The following is a 20,553-nucleotide window of genomic DNA, read 5'->3' on the forward strand; positions in this document are numbered from 1 at the left end:
TCGGTTCCTTTCATCGTGCCGCGGGTGCGGCGGTGGGGACGGGGTCGTTCTGGTCGGGTCTGCGCCGGCGCAAGGCCTGGCGGGTGCGGGCAAGGACGTTGGGCAGCAGCACGGAGATGATGAGCAGCGACCCGGTGACGACGGTCAGCGCCTCGGTGGAGATGCGCTCGAGCCGCAGTGCGTTCTGCAGCGACATGAGCAGCACGACGCCGGCGAGCACGCCGGGCAGCGAGCCCTTGCCGCCGAAGATGGACACCCCGCCGAGCAGCACCGCCGCGACGACGGTCAGCTCCAGCCCGAAGGCGTTGTCGCCGCGGGCGCTGGAGTAGCGCATCGTCCAGAACGCACCGACCAGCCCGGCGACGGCGCCGGAGGTGACGAACAGCAGGAAGCGGGTGCGCATGACGTGGATGCCCGCGTAGGCGGCGGCGGTGACGTTGGCGCCGATGGCGTAGATGGAGCGGCCGGCCGGTGTCGCGTGCAGGACGACGGCGAACGCGGCGGCCAGCACGAGCAGCACCGGGAAGATGTTCGGCATCCAGCCGACCGAGCCGATCGTCCAGCCGGTGAAGGCCCGCGGGAAGGTCGCCACCGCGCTGTCGCCGAGCAGCACGTAGGACAGGCCGCGGTAGAGCGCGAGCGTGCCGATCGTGACGGCGAGGGCGGGCAGGCCGAGGACGGCGACGAAGAAGCCGTTGATGGCACCGAGCACCGCCCCGATGACGACGGCGAGCACGAGGATGGTCTCCAGCGGCAGGCCGGCCTCCCACATCACGCCGATCGCGCTGGAGGTGAGACCCACCATCGAGGCGACCGACAGGTCGATGTCGCCGGTGATGATGATGAGGGTCATCGGCAGTGCGAGCAGCAGGATCGGCGCGAGGTCGAGCACGAGGAAGCCGAAGTTCCGGGCGGTACCGAAGTGCTCGACGCCGAGCGAGGCGGCGATGAGGAAGACGAGCGTCACCGCGATGATCGCGGCGTCCCAGCCCAGCGATCGCCGCGAGCGGCGAGCCGGTGCGGTGGGGGCGGTGTCGGCGGTGCGGAGCTGGCTGTCAACCGACATGGGTGGCCTTTCGTGACGCCTTCGCGTTGCGGACCGCGACGATCCGGTCGAGCGCGATGGCGCCGATGATGAGGGCGCCGACGATGGCGCGCTGCCAGAACTGGTCGATGCCCAGGGTGGGGAGGGCGTTGTTGATCACGGTAAGGAGCAGGGCGCCCAGCGCGGCGCCGAGCACGGTGCCGCTGCCGCCGAAGATCGCGACCCCGCCGACGACGACGGCGGCGACGATGTCGAGCTCGATGCCGTTGCCGGCGGAGGCGTCGACGGTGCCGTATCGGGCCGCGTAGAGGACGCCGCCGATGCCGGCGAGGATGCCGGCGACGATGTAGGCGGTCATCAGCCGCCGGGTGGCGGGGATGCCGGCGAGCGTCGCGGCCTCCGGGCTGGAGCCGAGGGCGTAAAGGTCGCGTCCGGACCGGTAACGGGCCAGGTGGATCCCGACGGCGACGGCGACGACGATCGCGATCAGCGTGAGGTAGGGCATGCCGAGGATCCGGCCGGTGCCGAAGTCGAGGAAGGCGCGCGGGATGTCCCCGGCGCTGATCCGCGAGCCGCCGGCCCAGAAGTAGACGACTCCCCGGAAGAGGTAGAGCGTGCCGAGCGTGGCGACCAGCGGTGGCACCCCACCGACCGTCACCAGCGCACCGTTGACGGCACCGCACAGCGCCCCGAGGAGGATGCCGAGGAGCACGGCCACCGGGATGGGCAGCTGGTACTCGCTCATGAAGGTCGCGGTGCCGAAGGCGGACAGTCCCAGCACCGAGCCGACCGACAGGTCGATCCCTCGGGTGAGGATGACCATCGTCATGCCGGAGGCGAGGAGCACCGTGATCGCTGCTGCCAGCAGGATGTCGCGCACGCTCTGCCCCGACAGGAACCGGGGGTTGAGCGCTGCGGTGACGCCGATGAGGATCACCAGTGCGAGGACGAGGCCGAAGATGCGGGCGCCGAGCAGCGCGCGCAGCCGGCGGCCCCAGGCGGCCTCACGGGGCGGGGTGATGGTGGGCTGGGGCGACGTCGTCGTCGTCATGCTGCCTCCACGGCAGTTCCGGCGCGGATGATGGACTCCTCGGTGGCGTCCGCCCGGGGGATGTCGGCGGCCAGCCGGCCCTCGCGCATGACGAGGACGCGGTCGGCCATGCCGAGCACCTCGGGCAGCTCGGAGGAGACCATGAGGACGGCGACCCCGCCGGCGGCGAGCTCGGTCATCAGGCGGTGGACCTCGGCCTTGGTGGCGACGTCGATGCCGCGGGTGGGCTCGTCGACGATGAGCACCTTGGGCTCGGTCGACAGCCACTTGGCCAGCACCACCTTCTGCTGGTTGCCGCCGGAGAGGGTGGCGACCGGGTCGGTGAGTCGGGCGAACCGGGTGTGAAGTCGCTCGGCCCACTCCCCGGCGGAGCGCCGCTCGCTGCGGCCGGTGAGCAGGCCGAGGGTGGACAGCGCACGGGAGCGCGGCAGCGTGATGTTGCGCTGGATGGACAGGTCGAGGATGAGGCCCTGCTGCCGGCGGTCCTCGGGGACGAGCGCCAAGCCGGCGGCCATCGCGGCCTTCGGGCGGCCGGCCGGCAGGGCGCGACCGGCGACGCGGACGCTGCCCGAGTCGCGCGGGTCGACCCCGAAGATGCTCTGCACGACCTCGGAGCGGCCGGAGCCGACGAGCCCGGCGAGGGCGACGATCTCCCCCGCACGCACGTGGAAGGAGACGTCGGCGAACACGCCCGTCCGGGTGAGGCCCTCGACCTCGAGGACGACCTCGCCGGGCTCGACGTCCTCCTTGGGGAAGCGGGTGGACAGGTCGCGTCCCACCATCCGCCGCACCAGCTCGTCGGTGGTGACGTCGCTCATGAGGTCGGTGGAGACGTGGCGTCCGTCGCGCATGACGGTCACCCGCTGGCACAGCGCCTCGACCTCGCTGAAGCGGTGCGAGATGAACAGGATCGCCGCGTCCTGCTCCTGCAGGCCGCGGACGACGGCGAACAACCGGTCCACCTCGACGCCGGACAGCGCCGCGGTGGGCTCGTCCATGATCAGTACCCGCGCGCCGACGGACAGCGCCTTGGCGATCTCGACGAGCTGCTGGTCGGCGATCGACAGCCCGCGGGCGGGGCGGTCGGGGTGCAGCGGCACCCCCAGTCGCTGGAAGAGCTCGGTGGCGGCCGCGTTCATCGCGGGCCGGTCGATGGTGCGCGCGGCGCCGAGCGGCTGGCGGCCGACGAAGATGTTCTCCGCGACGGTGAGGTCGGGGAAAAGTGTGGGCTCCTGGTAGATCACCGCGATGCCGGACGCCATGGCGTCCGAGGTGGTGCGGAAGCTCACGGGGCGGCCGTCGACGGTGAGGCTGCCGGAGTCGGGCTGATGGACACCGGCGAGCACCTTGATGAGGGTGGACTTGCCGGCGCCGTTCTCCCCGACGAGGGCGTGCGTCTCGCCGGCGTAGAGCTCCAGCCGTGCGCCGCGGAGGGCCTGCACGGCGCCGAAGCTCTTGGTCGCGCCGTCGAGGGCGACGACCGGTGTGCCAAGGGCGGGCGGTTCCTGCTGGGACATCACTGTCCTCACTGGTTGACGTGACGATGAATCGGTTCAATGCTTGAGCGTGACAGTACTCACACGAGTACCGTGTCGTCAACGCTTTGATCGATCACAGCAAGATAACGGACACTCCGGCCACCTGCCGGTGGTGCCGGCACCAGGCGTTGTATCGTTGCAACACGTCAGCAGGAAGGGGTGGCGATGGCCGCCGCACGAGCGAGCATCAAGGACGTCGCGTCACTCGCACGGGTCTCCGTGGGGACGGTGTCGAACGTGCTCAACAACCCCGACCGGGTCTCCCCCGCGACCCGGGAGCGGGTGCAGGCGGCGGTCACCAAGCTCGGCTTCGTCCGCAACGAGTCTGCTCGGCAGCTGCGGTCGGGCACCAGCGGGATGATCGGCCTGGTCGTGCTCGACGCCGGCAACCCGTTCTTCGCCGACGTCGCCTTCGGTGCCGAGCAGGTGATCACCGACGCCGGGTACTCGCTCATGCTCGCCAACAGCGGTGAGGACCCCCAGCGGGAGGCGCGCCACCTCGACCTGTTCGAGCGGATCCGCGCCGAGGGCGTGCTCGTCTCCCCGGTCGACGCCGCCGGTGGCGCGCTCGCGCAGCTGCGGGAGCGCGGCATCCCGGCGGTGCTGGTGGACCGCGGCACCGAGCTGACCCACGAGTGCTCCGTCTCGGTGGACGACGTCACCGGCGGGCGCCTCGCGGCCGAGCACCTGCTGGCGCAGGGCCACCAGCGCATCGCCGTCGTCGGCGGCCCGGAGTCGCTGCGGCAGGTGACCGAGCGGCGGGCCGGGGCGCAGGAAGCGGTGGCCGGGTTCGCCGACGGCAACGGCCGGTGGGCACGGCTGGAGATCATCCCGACGGCGGCGCTGACCATCGCCGAGGGGCGGCGGGTCGGGACCGAGCTGGCAGAGCTCGACGCGGCCGACCGGCCGACCGGCGTGTTCGCCCTCAACGACCTGCTCGCGCTCGGCCTGCTGCAGAGCCTGACGCTGGCCGGCCTCCGGGTGCCGCAGGACGTGGCGCTCATCGGCTACGACGACATCGCCTTCGCGGCGGCGGCCACCATCCCGCTGAGCTCGGTGCGCCAGCCGCGTAAGGACCTGGGGCGGATGGCCGCGAAGCTGCTCCTCGAGGAGGTGCGGGCCAATGGTGACGGCGTCGCGCACGAGCACCAGCACGTGGTGTTCGACCCAGAGCTCGTGGCGCGGGCGTCGACGCTCGGCCGATAGCCGGCGGACGGTGGTTCACGGGTGGCCGCCTCAGTCCGCCGGGTCCTCGGGACCGGCCGTGGCCGGGAGCACCCAGACGTCGGCGATGGACGGGTCGTAGCCGGTACCGGTGTGCTGGAACCGCACCCGGACGACGCCGTCGGCGGTCGCCGGGGAGGGGTCGACAACGAACTGGTAGCTCACCGTCCCGGCTCCCGTGTCGCTGCGGTCGTGCGCCCGCTCGAGCACGACGTCCCCGTCCACCGAGACGGCGTACTCCTTGCGGTGGGCGCCGTCGTAGGTCTCGATCGCCCGGAGGACGAACGGCTCGTCCGCCGGCACCTCGAGATCGAACTCGAACCACCCGCCGGGCACGGTCTGGTTGGTGTAGCGGCGGGTGAGGCCCGCCTCCACCGAGGTGCCCGAGGCGGGCGACGCGGTGAGGTCGTGCGCCTCCTCCGAGGCGGCCTCGCCCAGGTCGATGTGGTCGAGGAAGGACGCGGGCGGGTTGCTGAACTTCACCGCGACGTCGATCGCGTGCTGCTCAAACTCGTGGGTGCCGACCGACGCGACGACGGGGACAGCGCCCTCCGTGACTGCCACCGGCGCCGTGAGGGGCAGGGCGACCTCGAGGTCCTGCTGGGCAGGGACGGTGACCTCCCGGTCGGCGCCCGCGGTCCACCCCTCGGGTGCGGTCAGCGCCACCGTCCGGGTCTCCGCCAGCGGCCCGCGGTTCCGCAGCACCACGGTGACCTCGGTGGTCCCACCGGGACCGACCGGCGCGGCGACCGCCTCATCGATCGTGACCGCGGCACCGACCGTGAGACCAGCGGTGATGGGCAGGACGGCGACCCCCGACCGGTACTGATAGCGCACCTCGCCGGTCAGCTCCACCGCGCCGGGTTCGGCGTCGTCGGGGACGACGAGCTCGTACCGGGTGCTGGCCTCGCCCGTCGCCGGGACCATCCGTGGCGGGGTGCCGACCGGGTCGAGGACCCAGCCGGCCGGCCCTGCCAGCGAGACGTCGAGATGGGTCAGCCGACTGCCCCCGGCGTTCTCGGCCACGACGTCCACCGCCACCCGCTCTCCCGGGTAGATCTCCTCGGTGGGCACCGCCACCCGCACGGTAGCTCCCACGAGGCTGGCGGAGGCGTCGGACAGGTGACCAATCACGTCGGCTGCCGCGGCGGCGATCCGGTCGGCCGACTCGTCATCGAGACGGGTGTCGCGGTGCTGCTCGACCCAGTCCTGGATGGCGCCGGCGGTGTTCAGCCCGAGGTGGACCTCGGCCGGGACCCGGTGGCTGCCGACCAGCTGCCCCTCCCAGGCGCCGTCGACGTGCCGTGCCAGCCGGTCCACGTGCGAGGTGAGCGGTGCACGGGTGCCGCGCGGCAGGTCGAGATCCTCGATCACCGAGCGCAGCTCGGCGACGTCAGCCCCGGCCTCTCCGATGTCTCCGAGGAGGGCGTCGACGGCGAACGAGTAGCTGCCGGAGCCGATCTCCACCACCACCTCGCCGTCCTGCCCGGTCACCGCGGTGACGCCGTCGACGCGGTCGAGCGGCAGCCCGCCCTCCGTCACGGCCCAGGTGCTCTCGGCGGGCACGTGGACGCTCGCCGTCGTGCCGACCGGGATGTCGACGTCGAGCCGCAGCTGGCCGTCGTCGTTGTGCTGCCAGTGCGACGTCACCGGGCCGAACGGGGACTGCACGGTGGCGCGCGCCCAGTCCATCTCGGTGGTGACGGCGGGGCGGATGGTGATGTCCCGGTAGCCCTCGGTCGGTGAGGCGTTGATGCCGCCGACGTCGTGGTAGAACCAGTCGTCCACGGTGCCGAGGAAGTAGTGGCCCAGCGACCGCGACTCCGGCGCCCAGTGCTCCCACATCGACCCGCTGCCGCTCTCGAGCATGAAGCCCCAGCTGGGGTAGCCCGTCTCGACGGCAAGGTCGAAGGCGATGTCCGCGTAGCCGTGGTCGGTGAGCACCGGCAGCAGGTACTTGGTGCCGAGCACCCCGGTGTTGAGCTTGCCGCCCTTCGCGTCGATGTCCGCGACGATGCTCGCGGCGACACCCTCGGCCGTCTCGGCGTCGGGCGCGAGGCCGAAGGCGAGCGCGAGGACGTTGTGGGTCTGGCGGTAGCCGCGGTCGCCGTTGCCTCGGTAGTAGCCCTCCTCGTCGTCGAGGAACTCGGCGTTGAACGCCTCCTTGACGACGGCCGCCCGCTCGGTGAACCGGGCCGCGTCGTCGTCCTCGCCGAGGAACGTCGCCGTGGCCGCCATCTCGGTGAGCATGAGGTAGAGGTAGGCCGTCGCCGAGACGCGGACGTCCTCGGGTGCGTTGCCGCCCGCCGGATTCGACTCGGGGTTCATCCAGTCGGCCAGGCGGGTGGTGGCGATGCCGCCCGGTGACCTGTCGTACTCGAGGTCGACGTAGGCCGCCATGCCGTCGTAGAGCTCGGTCATCACTCGGGCGTCGTTGCCGTACTGGTAGAGCCAGCGCGGGATCGTCACGTACGCCGAGTGCCACGTCGGGGCGACGCCCCACTCGCCCCAGCTGCCCGAGCTCGGGGCGATGACGAGGGGTGCGCCCTCGGCGTCGCGGGTCTCGTGGACGTCGCGCAGCCACTTGGCGAACAGCTCGTGGGTGTCGAGGTTCATGAGGAACATCTCGCCGCCGACGGCGGCATCGCCGGTCCACCCGTTCTTCTCGAACATCGGGGTGTCGGTCGGGATGTGGTGGATGTTGTTCTTCAGGGTGTCGACCACGGCTCGGTGGACGCGGTTCATGATGTCCTCGGAGCTCTCGAACACGCCTGTCTCGGCGGCGTCGGTGTGGAGCAGCTTGGCGGTGAAGGCCTCGGCCGTGGGCGGCTCGTCCCCGGGCCACCCGGTCACCTGGATGTACTGGAAGCCCTTGTAGGAGAAGCGTGCCTCCCAGGTCTCGGGACCGCCGGTGCCCGCGAGGATGAACCGGTCGGTCTGGAAGCCGGACTGGAAGCCACCGTTGTTGTCGAAGTTCACCAGGCCGGTGTCGCGCAGCTTCTCGCCGTACTGGAAGCGGATGGTGTCGCCGGCCTCGCCCTCGGCGGTGACCTCGACGTTGCCGGCGAGCACCCGGGGGAACTTCACGACGTAGGTGTCGGCCACCGGCTCGGTGATCTCGACGGCGGGCAGCTCCTCGGTGACCCGGACGGGCTGCTGGCGCTGGTTGACGAGCACCCCGGCCGGTCCGTCGACCTCGCTGGCTCGGGCCCACGAGGAGTCGTCGAAACCAGCCGTGTCGAAGCCGGGCTGGACCCGGCTCGCGTCGTAGGTCTCCCCCGCGTAGAGGTCGTCGAACACGGTCGGGCCGTCATCGATGGTCCAGGAGTCGTCGGTGACGACGTGCTCCACCCGGCCGTCGGCGTACTCCACCTGCAGCACGGCTCGTACCACCGGCTCGTCGTGCCAGGGCGCGCGCTCCCACCACCAGACGTTGGCGCCGGTCATGCCGTAGAAGCCGCGGCCGAGCTCCATGCCGAGCGCGTTCTGGCCGGCGCGCAGCTGGTCGGTGAGGTCGGTCGCGGCGTACTGGACGGTGTCGTCGTAGTCGGTGAAGCCGGGCGAGAGCATGTCCTCGCTGATCCGGTTGCCGTTGAGCGTGACGTCGGCGTAGCCGCCGGCGGCGAGGTAGAGGGTGGCGGCGCGGACGTCGCCGTCGACCGTGAACTCCCGGCGCAGCAGCGGTGCCGCATTGACGTCGTCCGCCGGCGGGCGCACGTTGCTCCCCCACGGCCCACTGCCGAATGCGGCGACGACGGATGCGTCGTCCCACGACGAGTCGTCGAACGCCGGGTCCTCGAAGCCGTCGGGGACGGTGTCGCTGACCCGCCAGCTCGTGCCGGTGGGGAAGACCTCGGTGGAGCCGTCGGTGTAGCTCACCCGCACGGCGGCCACCAGCCCGGCGGGTGAGGCGGGACCGTTCGTCGTGCGGACGGCGACGACGTTGCGCCCGGCCTCGAGCGGCACCGTGAACAGGTGCGACTGCTGCCACTCGTTGACAGCGCCCTCGGTCTCGCCGAGGAGCTCGCCGTTGACCCAGAGCCGGAAGGAGTCGTCGGCGGTGATGAGGATGTCGGCGCTGGCGGCCTCCTTGCCCGACGGCGTGACGAGCTCGGTGCGGAACGCGCGGGGCTCGGCCGGGGCACCATCGGTGGAGGCGTCCGCGGTCCAGATCCATGAGGCTCCGGCGAATGTGAGGTCCAGCTCGTCGTCACCGGTGGGTCGCGAGTTGCCGATCCACGCGGCGCCCGCCCAGTCCGCCTCGGTGTGCAGGCCGGTGCGCAGCTGCGACGACGCGGTCGCTGCGCCGGCGTTGGTGACGACGTCCACCCGCCAGAAGTAGTCCGTGGCGGCGGCGAGGTCGGGGCCGGTGTACTTGACGTTCGAGGACTCGCTGGACGCGACCGTGCCGCTGTCCCACACGAGGTCCGTGCCGTCGTCGAGCGCTGCCGGCGAGGTGGCGAGCCGCAGCCGGTAGGACTCCTGCATGACGCCGCGTTCCGTCGAGGTGATGATCCACGAGAACCGCGGCTGGTCGACGTCGATCCCGACCGGCTCGGCCTTCTTCTCCACCTCCAGACCGGTGAGCTCGACACCGGCGGCGGCGTTGGCCCCGCCCGTGCTGATGACGCCGAGCGCAAGGGTGAGCGCGGCGGTCAGCAGCAGCGCGAGAAGTGCGCTGGCTCGTGACGGGGCGCTGCGGCCCCAGGACTCTCCGGTGGCAGGCATCGTTGCGGGTCCTTTCAAGACGCTCGTCGGCGGGTGGCGGTGAGCGGGGGCGCACCGTGGTGTGCCCCCGCTCGCTGTCTGCTATCGATCAGTGGCGAGTGCGCGCCGGCGTCCGCCGCGCAGGGCGAGCAGCCCTCCGGCGACGAGGAGCGCGAGAGCTGCCGCGGCAGCTGCCAGGCCGGTGATGCCGGTCTGCGGCAGGTCGCCGTCAGGTGCCGTCGGTCCGGCGCCATCGTTGGGTGCCGTCGTCGGGTCCGCGTCGTCGGTCGGGTCCGTGTCGCCCGTCGGGTCCGCGTCGTCCGTCGGGTCGTCCGTGCTCGGCGGCTGCGTGGGATCCTCGGTGGGTGGCTCCTCCGTGGGCTCCTCGGTGGGCGGTTCCTCGGTCGCACCGTCGGTCGGATCGTCCGTGGGAACCTCCGGCGGCTCCGTTCCGGTCTCCCGCTGCACGTGTGCCACGCACTCGGCCTCGCTGGCGAAGTCGAAGGCGTTCCAGCCGCCGTCCCGGCACGCGTCCTCGGTGCCCAGCGCGACGACCTCCATCGGCTGCGACGCCGGCCAGGTCCCGCGTGGCAGGTCCTGGTTCTCGCCCAGGCTCTCCCAGCGCAGCAGGTAGCGGAGGTCCTGGTCCGCGTCCGGAAGCAGTGGCCGCGCGTGGAACGAGCCGGCGGAGCCGGAATCGTCGTTGAGGTTCACCTGCATCTCGGTGCCTGCCTCGTCCCCGTCGGGGTGGACGTAGTCCGAGCGGAGCTCCGACACGACGTCGGGCTCGGTGGGCGGCGTGGCAATCTCGCGCAGCGGCTCGAGAGTCTCGGCGTCGATGATGAACGTGCGCGCATCGCCCTGACAGGTCACGTCCAGCCGCAGGTTCCCGTCGGGCTGGAGCTCAGGCGCCCAGTAGAGCTCGACCTCGAAGACCAGGGTGCCGGGCTGTGAGAAGTCCCAGGCACCGGTCCAGTCACTCAGCTGGACGGTCTGCCAACCGGCGGCCGAGTCGTCCGGTCGTGCCACGTAGACCTGCGTGTTCCCACCGTCGTCGTACTTGTGGAACGCGACAACAGGCGCGCCAGCAGCGTCGAAACCGACCTGGACGTTGTTGTTGATGCTGCCGCCCTCCGGCTCCACCGGGTCGACGACGTCACTCGTGCCCAGGGTGATCGGCAGCGGCATCGGTTCCCCCCGGCTCGTCTCCCAGTTCACCAGGTCGGCGCTGCGCGCGTAGGACACCGTGTGCGTCGACGAGGCGATCGGCGTCTCCCGCCACACCCAGACCATGTGGTAGTTGCCGTCGGGCCCGAGGACGGGCTTCGCCGCGTAGGCGTTCCGTTCTCCCTCGCCGTCCAGCACCGGGGTGTCCAGCAGGCCTTGCCACGTCTGGGTCTCGGCGTCGTACTCGTTGTAGATGTCGATTCCGTTGCCGCTGCCGCCCTCGCGGTACCGGAAGATGACGGTCCCGTCCTCGAGCTCGAGGAACACCGGGTAGGTCACCCGGCCCTCGAGCTGTGGGTCCGCCATGTTCTCGACGCGTTCGAGTGAGGTGACGTCGCCGGGCGTCGTGGTGCGCCAGTACAGGAGTGGCACGTTGTGCATGTTCCCCGTGACATGCAGGTTGCCGGCAGGATCGGTCGCCATGGTGATGTAGTTGTGGCTGTCCCACGCGGTCTGCGAGCCGAGGCGCTCGTGGGTCCACTCAGCACTGTCAGTCGTGCGGTGCGCGACGGTCAGCTCGCGGTTCTCGTCGTAGTAGCCGACGTACTGGTCCTCACCGTCGGTCAGGAGCGCTTGGCCGACGTAATGCCCCGCCCAGGTCGTGCCGACCTCGACGGTGTCGAGCACCGCCTCGGCCGGCGCACTGCCGCCATCCCCCTGGTCGACGTCACGGCAGATGAGCGGCCCCGGATCCGCTGGTGGCGGGTCCGCGGTCTGCGCAGTCGCCGGCGCGACGAGCGCTGCGCACAGCAGGAGGAGGGCGGCGAGCGCCGGGGCCGTCCTGAACAGCTTGCGGGTCGGCATCGAGAACCTTTCGACGGTGGATGGCGGTGTGCTTCAGCGGCCCGACGAACGGATCTGTCGGTGCCACCTCATCGGCCTACGGACTATCGGTCGGTGGCGAGCAAGCGCCTGCGTGCAACGAGCAAGGCTCCGGCGGCGAGGAGCACGAGAGCTGCCGCGGCAGCTGCCAGGCCGGTGATGCCGGTCTGCGGCAGGCCGCCGCCAGGTGCCGTCGGTCCGGCGCCATCGGTGGGCGCCGTCGTCGGGTCCGCGTCGTCCGTCGGATCGGCGTCGTCAGTCGGGTCGTCCGTCGGGTCGTCCGTGCCCGGCGGCTGCGTCGGCTCCTCAGTGGGCGGCTCCTCGGTGGGCGGCTCGTCACCGACGACGTCGAAGGTGGTCTGGCCCGAGCCGACGGCGAACACCGCCCTGCCGTCGATGACGCCGAGGTCCTCCGCGCCGGGCTCCGCCGCGTAGGTCTCGTCGCCGGTGACGGGGATGGCGACCCGCGCGGTCACGTTGACCGGGACGTCGACGGTGACGCGCATACCGTCGTCGTGGCGCTGCCAGTCGACGGCGACGGGGCCGCGCTGGGTGGGCACCGTGCCGCTGGCGTGATCGAGCGCGGAGTCCGGCGGCACGATGTCCACCTCGGCCGCGCCCGGCGCCGCCGTGCGCACGCCGAGCAGCGTCTGCTGGATGTCGACGAGCGACTGCGCGCCCCACCCGTGCGAGGAGCTGTTGGCCGAGCCCTCCAGCTCCCACGCCTCCCAGGTGAAGGTGCCGCCCTGGGCGAGGATGTTCGCCCACCCGTAGTCCTCGGCGTCGGTGAGCCGCTGCAGGACCGCGTCGTCGTCGCCGGCGTCGCTGAGCGCCTGGAGCAGCCAGTGCGCCGTCATCGGCCCCTGCCGCATGCCCATCTCGGCGATGTGCTCGGCCAGCTCGGGCATGTCTTCCGCGGGCGCGACGCCGTGCGCGATGGCGTAGGACGTCGAGTGCTGTCCGGCGTGCTCACTCTGGGTGCCGTCGGCATAGAGGCCGTCGATGTACACGCCGTCCTCGCGGCGCAGCAGCTCGTTCATGGTCGCCGCGAGGGTGTCGCCCTCGCTGCGGTAGGCCGCGGCGTCCTCGGTCTCCCCGAGCGCCTCGGCCATCCGGGCCACGTCGTGCAGCACGTCGACGCCCTGAGCGTTGATCGTGGTCCGCGCGGCCGCCTCCATGTCGTACCCGAACCTGCCGTGCTCGGGCCAGTCCACGATCCCGTGCAGGTACGCACCACCCCCGCCGGTGAGCGTGGTGACGAGCCCGGCCGTGGGACCGTCCTCGGGGATGTTGCGCAGCACGTAGTCGGCGGTCTGGCGCATGTAGGGGTAAGCCTCCGCGAGGAGCGCCTCGTCGCCGGTCTCGGTGTAGTAGCGCCACACGCCGTCGACGAACATGAGGGCGTAGTCGGGGATGTCCCGCTTGCCGTCACCGTTGGGGTAGACGGCGTTGTACCGGCCGAGGTCCTCGCCCTCGTTCCAGAACCGGTCCGCAGAGTTGAGGAACTCCCGGATGGCCTGCTGGGTGTGCGCCCGTTCGGCGAAGGCGCCCATCGTGGCGTAGGAGATGTCGACGAAGTCGCCGAGGAACTGGCCCTTCTCGCGGGTGGGGGTGTCGACGAAGGCCTCCTGGACGGAGTACAGGGCCGAGCGCACCATGAGGTCCCAGACGGCGTCGAGGGTCGGGTCGGAGCTGGTGAACGTCGCGGGCTCCCGTTCCGGCATCTCGGTGTGGACGACGACGGCGGAGACGTCCTCGAGGTCGACGTCCTCGCCGGCGTCGGGGATCTCGAGGTAGCGGAAGCCGAGGTGGGTGAAGGCCTCGAACTCCTGGGGCCCGTCGACCTGGGTGTAGGGGAAGGACATGTCGGTGCCCTGCGTGGCGACGCCCGAGGTGCTCACCCGGCCGTTCTCCTGCAGCTCGTAGCTGGCGCGCATCGGGATGACGCGGCCGGCGACACCCTCGTCGAAATGGATGACCGGGCGGGCTGGGATGACGACCCCGAAGTCGGCGACGACGGTGCCGTCGTCGGCGACCAGGAGCTCCTGCGCCGGGACCTCCGTCTCCGCCATCCGGGTGAGCTGGCCGGTCAGCGCGGTGAACGGCGCGGTCGGGTGGGTGCCGATGACGACGGCGTCGTCCCAGTCGGCATCGTCGTACCCGGAGGTGTCCCAGCCCTCGATGACGCGGGTGGCGTCGAGGTGCTCGATCCACTCGCCCTCGCCGTTGCGGCGGCCGGCCAGCAGGTACGGACCCTCGGTGACGTTCCAGGACCCGTCACTGACGATGACCTGCTCGGCGCCGTCGCCGTACTCGACGTCGATCCGCACGAGCAGCCCGGGCTCCACGGCCGGGCGGCCCTGGCCGGAGCCGTACCAGTGCAGGAGCGCGCCGACGGCGATGCTCTCCTTGCCGTCGAGCAGCTCGGTGACGTCAGTGGTCTGGTAGTAGTGCTCGCCCGGGTAGGCGAAGGACTGGCCGCGGTCGGCGCGCTCACCGTCGATGCTCAGCTCGTAGGTGTGGCTGCCGGCGACATAGGCGCGCGCCCGCACGACGTCGTCGGACTCCAGCTCCACCTCGGTGCGCGCCAGCGTCCACTCGTCGGGCTGGCGCTCGGTGGAGGTGTTCTCCCACTGGTCGAGGCCGCCGGCGAAGTCGTCGCTGAGCAGGGTGGCGCCGTCCGGTGCGGTGACGAGGACGTCGTCGAACTCCCCGACCTCGTTCGACGCCTCCCGGAAGCCGACCGTGCCGGCCTCGAAGGTGGGATCTGTCCGCTCGTCGACGAGCTCGTCATCGACGAAGGTCCGGATGACCGGCCCCTCCAGCTCGATCCGCACGCGGTAGTCCTCGCCGTCCTCGACGTCGAGCGGGACCGTCGCCAGCCGGCTGAAGGAGCCGTCGACGAGCACGTGGGGGCTCAGTCCGGTGCCCTCCGTCAGCTGCCACATGTGGCCGTTGTCGCGGTCCGGGCTGCGGAACATCACCCCGGCGCCACGTTGGGTGGGGCGCACGGTGACCTCGAAGGTGTAGTCGGTCCACTCGGTGCCCGTCGTGGCGAGCGTGACGTTGCCTCCTGCCACGCGCACGCGGTCGTCGTCGGTCACGGTCATCGGCCCGGCGCCGCCCGGCGCCCGCCGGATCCACTGGGCCGGAGCCCAGTCCTCGTCGGCGAGGCCGGTGTCGAACGCCCCCGTCGCCGTCGGGGACGGTTCGTCCGCGCCGTCCCAGGTCTGCACCGACCATGTGTAGGACGATCCCGGCTCCAGCGCCGGCCCGTCGTACGGCACGAAGGACTGCTCGGTCGAGGCGACTTTACTGCTGTCCCACACCGCGGCGCCGGTCGCGTCCTCGAGCACCTGGACGCGGTAGGCGGTCTGCACCTCGTCACGGTCCACGTCCTGCGGCAGCCAGCTGAAGTGCGGGTCGCCCTCGACGCCGAGCGGATGCTCCCGGCTGTTCACGAGCAGCCCGGTGGGAGCCGTCGGAGCGGTGTTCTCCTCCGCGGCCTGCGTCGGCACGGTGAGTCCGGCGCCCACGAGCAGCACGGCCCCGGCAGCGGCAGCTCCGCGTGCTGGACGGTTGGTTCTACGCCCGGCGGCGCTGGCCTTCTCATGGCGTGCGCGAGCAACAGTGGTCGGCATGGTTATTTCCCCCCGGCTCGGGCGACGGCGCCCGAATACCCATTTCCGAAATCCTGACTGCGGCCTGCTTGTGAAACGATTCACTAGGCCGCGTGGACTAACCTATCGTGGTGATTCGCGTCACGTCAACGGTTGTGCACCGTCAACGTCACCCACACGTCGGCGATGGACGGGTCATACCCGGTGCCGGTGTCCTGGAACCTCACCCGGACCACGCCGTCGGCGGTGGCGTCCGAGGGTTCGACGACGAACTGGTAGCTCACCGTCCCCGCTCCCCCGTCGCTGCGTCGATGGGCGCGCTCGTGGACGACCTCCCCATCGATCGAGACGGTGTAGTCCTTGAGCTGGGCCATGTCGTAGGTCTCGATCGAGCGGAGGACGAACGGCTCACCGGCCGGGACCTCGAGATCGAACTCGAACCAGCCACCCGGCACGGTGGTGTTGGTGTACCGCCGGGTCAGCCCCGCCTCGACCGAGGTGCCCGACGCCGGCGACGCGGTGAGGTTGTGTGCCTCCTCCGAGTCGGCATCGCCCAGGTCGATGTGGTCGGTGAAGGACGCGGGCGGATTGCTGAAGGTCACCGCCACGTCCAGCTCGAAGCGTTCGCTCGCGGTGTCGCCGACCGCGACGGTGAGCGGGGCAGCGCCCTCGGTGACGGTGAGCGGCGCCGTGGCCGTCAGGTGGACCTCGACGTCCTGCCCGGCCGGGACCGTGACGTCGTCGGCCGCAGCCACGGTCCAGCCCGCCGGCGCGGACAGCTCCAGCGCGCGGGTCGCATCCACCGGCCCTCGGTTGCGCAGCGTGACCGCCAGCTCGGTGGTCCCGCCGGGCGCCACCGGCTCAGCGGTCACGTCGACGACGGCGACCGCCGGCCCGACGGCGATATCGGTCGCGACGGGGATGCTGGCACCACCCGCCTGGTAGCGGTAGCGCACCTCACCGGTCACCGCGGCGGTGCCCGGCGCGGCGCCGTCGGGGACGGCGAGCTCGTAGCTGAGTGTGGCGCTGCCGTTCGCCGGCACGGCGCCCGGCGCGGAGCCGACGGGCGTGAGCAACCAGCCCGCGGGCACGTCGAGGGAGACGTCGAGGCCGCCCAGTCGCTGGTCCCCGGAGTTCTCGACGACCACGTCCACCGGCACCTGCTCGCCCGGGTAGACGGTGCCGCTGGGCACCTCTACCCGGGCGACGGCGCCGACGAGCTGGGCGGACGCCGCGGACAGCGAGGCGCTCACGGCGTCGACCTCGGCGCTGATCCGGTCCGCAGCGGCCTCATCGAGCCGGCCGCCGCGATGGTGCTCCACCCAGCTCGCGAGGTGCGCGGCGGTGTTCAGCCCGAGGTGCACCTCGGTGGCGACACGGTCGCTGCCGGCGAGCTGTGCCTGCCACGCGTCGTCGACCTGCCGCTCGAGCCGGTCGGCATGGGCGGTCAGCGGGCTGACCAACCCGCGTGGCAGGTCCGCCAGCTCCGTCAAGACGGACTGCAGCTCGGCGACACCGGCGCGGGCGTCGCCCAGGTGCCCGAGGGCGGGGTCGACGGCGAAGTCGTAGCTGCCGGAGCCGATCTCGTAGACGGCATCGCCGTCGTCCATCGCCACGAAGGTGACTGCTTCGGCGTCCTCGGCCGGGAGCGCGCCCTCGGTCACCGCCCATCGGCCAGGTGCCGGCACGCGCACCGTGGCGGTGGCACCGGCCGGGATGGTCACCGCCATCTCCAGGCCGTCCGCGGTCTGCTCCCAGGCGCTGCGGACCGTGCCGTAGCGGGTCTCGTGGGAGAAGTCGACGGCGTCGATCCCGGATCCGGGCTCGGGGGCGATGAGGATCGACCGGTACCCGGGCTCGAGGGCAGAGACGCCGGCCATCGTGCGGTACATCCACTCCCCCACGGCGCCGTAGGCGTAGTGGTTGAATGAGTTCATCCCCACCGGGCCGAACGAGCCGTCCGGCATGATCGAGTTCCACCGCTCCCAGATCGTCGTCGCGCCGTGGCCGATCTCGTAGCCCCACGAGGGGTAGTCGGTGTTCTGCAGGAGGCGGTAGGCCACGTCGGTGCGGCCGACGGCGGTGAGCGCCGGCAGCAGTCCGTCGACGCCGAGGAAGCCGGTGGACAGGTGCCAGTCTCGGCGCTCGAGCGTCTCGATGAACTGCTCGGTGAGCGCCTCGCGGAGCTCTTCCGGCACGAGGTCGTTGGTGATGGTGAGGACGTAGGCGGTCTGGCTGTCGCCGTGGACGGTGCCGTCCTCGCCCACGAAGGCATCGATGTACGCCGCGCGGACGTCGTCGTGCATCTGCTGGTACCGCTCGGCGATCGCGTCCTCCCCGATGGCTGCGGCCATCTCCGCGAGCTGGCCGGAGCTCTTGGCGACGAAGGCGGTGTCGACGACGGGCACCGGGGTGTCGTCGTCGAGGTTGAGCCAGTCGTTGTACCCGCCGACCGAGCGGATGCCGTCGGTCGAGCTCGCCTCGAGGTAGTCGACGTAGCGGGTCATCATGTCGAGGTTCTCGCGGATGACGGTGGTGTCCCCGTACGCCTGCCACAGCGTCCACGGCACGTTGACGCCGGCGTCCATCCAGCCGGCCGGCCCGTAACCGCCGTCGAAGGTGCCCGGGATGATCGGGGCGATGCCCGGCAGCGCGCCGTCCGCCCGCTGGCTGTCGCGCAGATCCTGCAACCACTTGGTGAGGAAGGCCTGGGAGTCCATGTTGTACACGGCCGTGCGGGCGAACACGTTGATGTCCCCGGTCCACCCCAGCCGCTCGTCACGGGCGGGCGTGTCGGTGGGGATCGACAGGAAGTTGCCGCGCATGCCCCAGACGATGTTGCTGTGCAGCTGGTCGATGAGGTCCGAGCTGGTGTCCAGCTCGCTGACCAGCTCGCCGTCGGTCCCCACGACGACGCCGACGACGTCGGCCGCGTCGGGCGGCTCGGACACCCCGGAGATCTCGACGTAGCGGAAGCCGTGGAAGGTGAACTCCGGCTCGTAGGTCACCGGATTGTCGCCGGTGAGGGTGACGTAGTCGGTGGCCTTGGCGCTGCGGAGGTTGGCGGTGTACATCGTGCCGTCCTGGTTGAGCACCTCGGCGTGCCGCAGGCGCACGGTGTCCCCGGCCTCGCCGTCGAGGGTGACCCGGACCTTGCCGACCATGTTCTGGCCGAGGTCGTAGATCCAGGTGTCCTCCGCGGGCGAGGACAGGTAGGTGGCGCTGAGCTCCTGCGTCTCGCGGGCCGGCGGGTCGATCTGCGGCTCAAGCCGGTCGGTCGCGGAGTCGCGGACCTCGACGGGCTGCCAGTCGGCGACGTCGAAGCCGGGCTCGTCCCAGCCCGCCAGCTCGGCGGCTCGGCGGGCGTCGTAGGACTCGCCGTGGAGGGGGTCGGCGGCGGTGCGGGGACCGTCGGTGGTGACCCAGGTGTCGTCGGTGGTGACGACCTGCGTCGTCCCGTCCGCCAGGGTGAGGTGGAGCTCGGCGATGAGGGAGGTGTCAGAGCCGTACTGGTCGGGGCCGAACATCCCGAGGCTGCCGGACCACCAGCCGTCGGCCAGCTCGGCGCCGAGGGCGTTCGCGCCGTCGCGCACGAGGTCGGTGACGTCGTAGGTCTGGTGGGCGATGCGGGCGCGGTAGTCGGTCCAGCCGGGCGCCAGCTCGTGGTCGCCGACCGGCTCGCCGTTGAGGGTGAGCTCGTAGATGCCGCGAGCCGAGGCGTAGATGCGGGCGTCGACGACGTCGGCGGTGGCGAACTCGGTGCGCAGGACGGGCACCGGGTCGGGCACCGTCAGCCAGGCCTCGGCGCCGCCGCTGACGAGCAGCGCGCCGTCCTGGTAGGTGCCGGCGCGGAAGGTGGCGGCGTCGGTGGTGAAGTCGTCCTCGACGAGGACGGTGCCGTCGGCGGAGGTGACCGTCACGGAGTGGATGAGCCCGCTCTCGGCGCCGCTGGTCCGGAAGCCCATGATTCCGGGGTCGGCGTGGGTCGCGTCGGTGGTGACGTCGACGACCTCGCCGTCGACGCTCGTGGTGATCGTGTCGCCCTCGACGGCGATCTCGTAGTCGTGGGTCGCTGCCCAGTCGAAGTCCTCGGCGAACGGCGCGGCCTCGAGGACCGAGTACCCGCCGTCGACCTTGACGTGCGGCCGCAGGGCGTTGTCGGACTCGCTCAGCTGCCACATGTAGGCGTTCGCGTCGTCGCGGCCGCGCAGGTAGATGCCGAGTGCGCCGTCGATGTCGGAGGCGGTGACGCTGATGGTGACGTCGGTCCACTCGGTGCCGATCGGCTCGGGGCCCTGGCTGCCGATCCAGTCGGCGCTCCAGTCCTCCGCCGAGAAGAGCCCGGTCTCGAACCATGCGGGTTCGCTCCACGCGGAGGCGGTGTCCGTCTCGTCCCACACCCGCACCTGCCAGTACGTGCGGGTCGCGGGGGCGAGGTCCGGACCGCCCCAGGGCACGTCGAGCTGCTGGTCGGAGTCGACGCGGCCGCTGTCCCAGAGGTCGGCGTCCTCGAGGGCGTCGACGGTGGACGCGGCGCGGACCTGGTAGGCCATCTGCGTCACGCCGCGGCGCTCGGCGTCCAGCTGCCAGCTGAGCCGCGGGTCGTCACTGCCGATGCCGAGCGGATGGGACAGGCCGTTGACGAGGAGCGAGCCCACGGACGTGTCGTGAACCTCCGCTCGGCTCGGGGCCAGCGGCCCGAGGAGCGCGACGACGAGGCTCATCGCCAGCACGACGGCGAGCAGCCACCGTGGCCGGTGGACGGGCGACACGTGGGAGCGAGGGTGAGCTGTCATGGTTGACCTCCTTGCGCCCGGTACGGACGCGTCATCTGGAGGTGCGGCACCAATCTGCGCTGCTCGAGCCGCAGCCCCCCGGCTGCTCGGACGAACGTCGACGTTCGCTCTGAATCGGTTCAACGACGTTATGGACGGTACAGCGTTTACGACCAGCAGGTCAATGGTTTGTCTCAAGCTTATTGAAACGGTTTATCCGTGAGGGGGCAGATCGGCGTGCTCGGATCACGCCTGCGGCGCTAGCCGTCAGTCCATGACCGCGAGTACCGCGAGCGCGGTTCCGGTGCGGCCGAGCGGAGCGTCCTGGTCGCCGGGCTTGGGGTCGTAGCTCTCGAAAGCGTCGGCGAACGTGTCCGCACGGGCCTTGATGTCTTCAAGGGAGCGTCGAGTCATGGTGGTTCACCTCTGATGAGCACTGTCCAGGATGATCGGCTCCGCCGCCATGCAACAAGGTTACTTGCTGGGTCGGCGGAGCGTCAGCGTGGCTGGTGCCTGGGCCAGTTGGCGGCGTCCGGGACGCACC

Annotated in this window: 9 protein-coding genes; 1 reads left to right on the plus strand and 8 read right to left on the minus strand. The window is 71.3% G+C overall.

Going from position 1 to position 20,553, the window contains the following annotated elements; all coding sequences use genetic code 11:
• Positions 1–10 precede the first annotated feature (10 nt).
• From V2J52_RS04225 to V2J52_RS04235, 3 genes are read right to left on the minus strand one after another with little or no spacing between them, the layout of a single operon-like run.
• Positions 11–1,066, minus strand: coding sequence for an ABC transporter permease (locus V2J52_RS04225; RefSeq protein ID WP_331226406.1), 1,056 nt, complete (start codon positions 1,064–1,066; stop codon positions 11–13).
• Positions 1,056–2,096 carry an ABC transporter permease gene (locus tag V2J52_RS04230; protein ID WP_331226407.1) on the minus strand — a complete coding sequence of 347 codons (1,041 nt, stop codon included), beginning with the start codon at positions 2,094–2,096 and terminating at the stop codon, positions 1,056–1,058. The genes V2J52_RS04225 and V2J52_RS04230 overlap by 11 nt, the downstream gene beginning before the upstream one ends.
• Complete coding sequence (locus tag V2J52_RS04235; protein ID WP_331226408.1) at positions 2,093–3,613, minus strand: sugar ABC transporter ATP-binding protein; 1,521 nt, start codon at positions 3,611–3,613, stop codon at positions 2,093–2,095. The genes V2J52_RS04230 and V2J52_RS04235 overlap by 4 nt, the downstream gene beginning before the upstream one ends.
• Positions 3,614–3,799: 186 nt before the next feature.
• Here V2J52_RS04235 and V2J52_RS04240 point away from each other — a divergent pair, with 186 nt between their 5' ends.
• Entirely contained in the window at positions 3,800–4,840 is a 1,041-nt protein-coding gene (locus V2J52_RS04240) for a LacI family DNA-binding transcriptional regulator (protein ID WP_331226409.1), read from the plus strand.
• A 30-nt stretch (positions 4,841–4,870) separates the two neighbouring features.
• Here the strand turns inward: V2J52_RS04240 and V2J52_RS04245 are convergent, their stop codons facing one another.
• The 5 genes from V2J52_RS04245 to V2J52_RS04265 form a co-directional block, all read right to left on the minus strand.
• A complete protein-coding gene (locus tag V2J52_RS04245) occupies positions 4,871–9,586 on the minus strand; it encodes a family 78 glycoside hydrolase catalytic domain (protein ID WP_331226410.1) in 4,716 nt (1,571 codons plus the stop codon).
• An 81-nt stretch (positions 9,587–9,667) separates the two neighbouring features.
• Positions 9,668–11,596: a BNR repeat-containing protein gene (locus V2J52_RS04250; RefSeq protein ID WP_331226411.1), complete on the minus strand. Its 1,929-nt coding sequence runs from the start codon at positions 11,594–11,596 to the stop codon at positions 9,668–9,670.
• Between the two features lie 83 nt (positions 11,597–11,679).
• The gene (locus V2J52_RS04255; RefSeq protein ID WP_331226412.1) at positions 11,680–15,150 is read right to left on the minus strand and encodes a family 78 glycoside hydrolase catalytic domain; all 3,471 of its coding nucleotides are present in this window, start codon (positions 15,148–15,150) and stop codon (positions 11,680–11,682) included.
• Positions 15,151–15,380: 230 nt separating this feature from the next.
• Positions 15,381–20,030, minus strand: coding sequence for a family 78 glycoside hydrolase catalytic domain (locus tag V2J52_RS04260; RefSeq protein WP_331226413.1), 4,650 nt, complete (start codon positions 20,028–20,030; stop codon positions 15,381–15,383).
• A 246-nt stretch (positions 20,031–20,276) separates the two neighbouring features.
• Entirely contained in the window at positions 20,277–20,423 is a 147-nt protein-coding gene (locus V2J52_RS04265) for a hypothetical protein (protein WP_331226414.1), read from the minus strand.
• Positions 20,424–20,553: the final 130 nt, after the last annotated feature.

The organism is Georgenia sunbinii, from assembly GCF_036421875.1.
Classification (GTDB): Bacteria; Actinomycetota; Actinomycetes; order Actinomycetales; family Actinomycetaceae; genus Georgenia_B; species Georgenia_B sunbinii.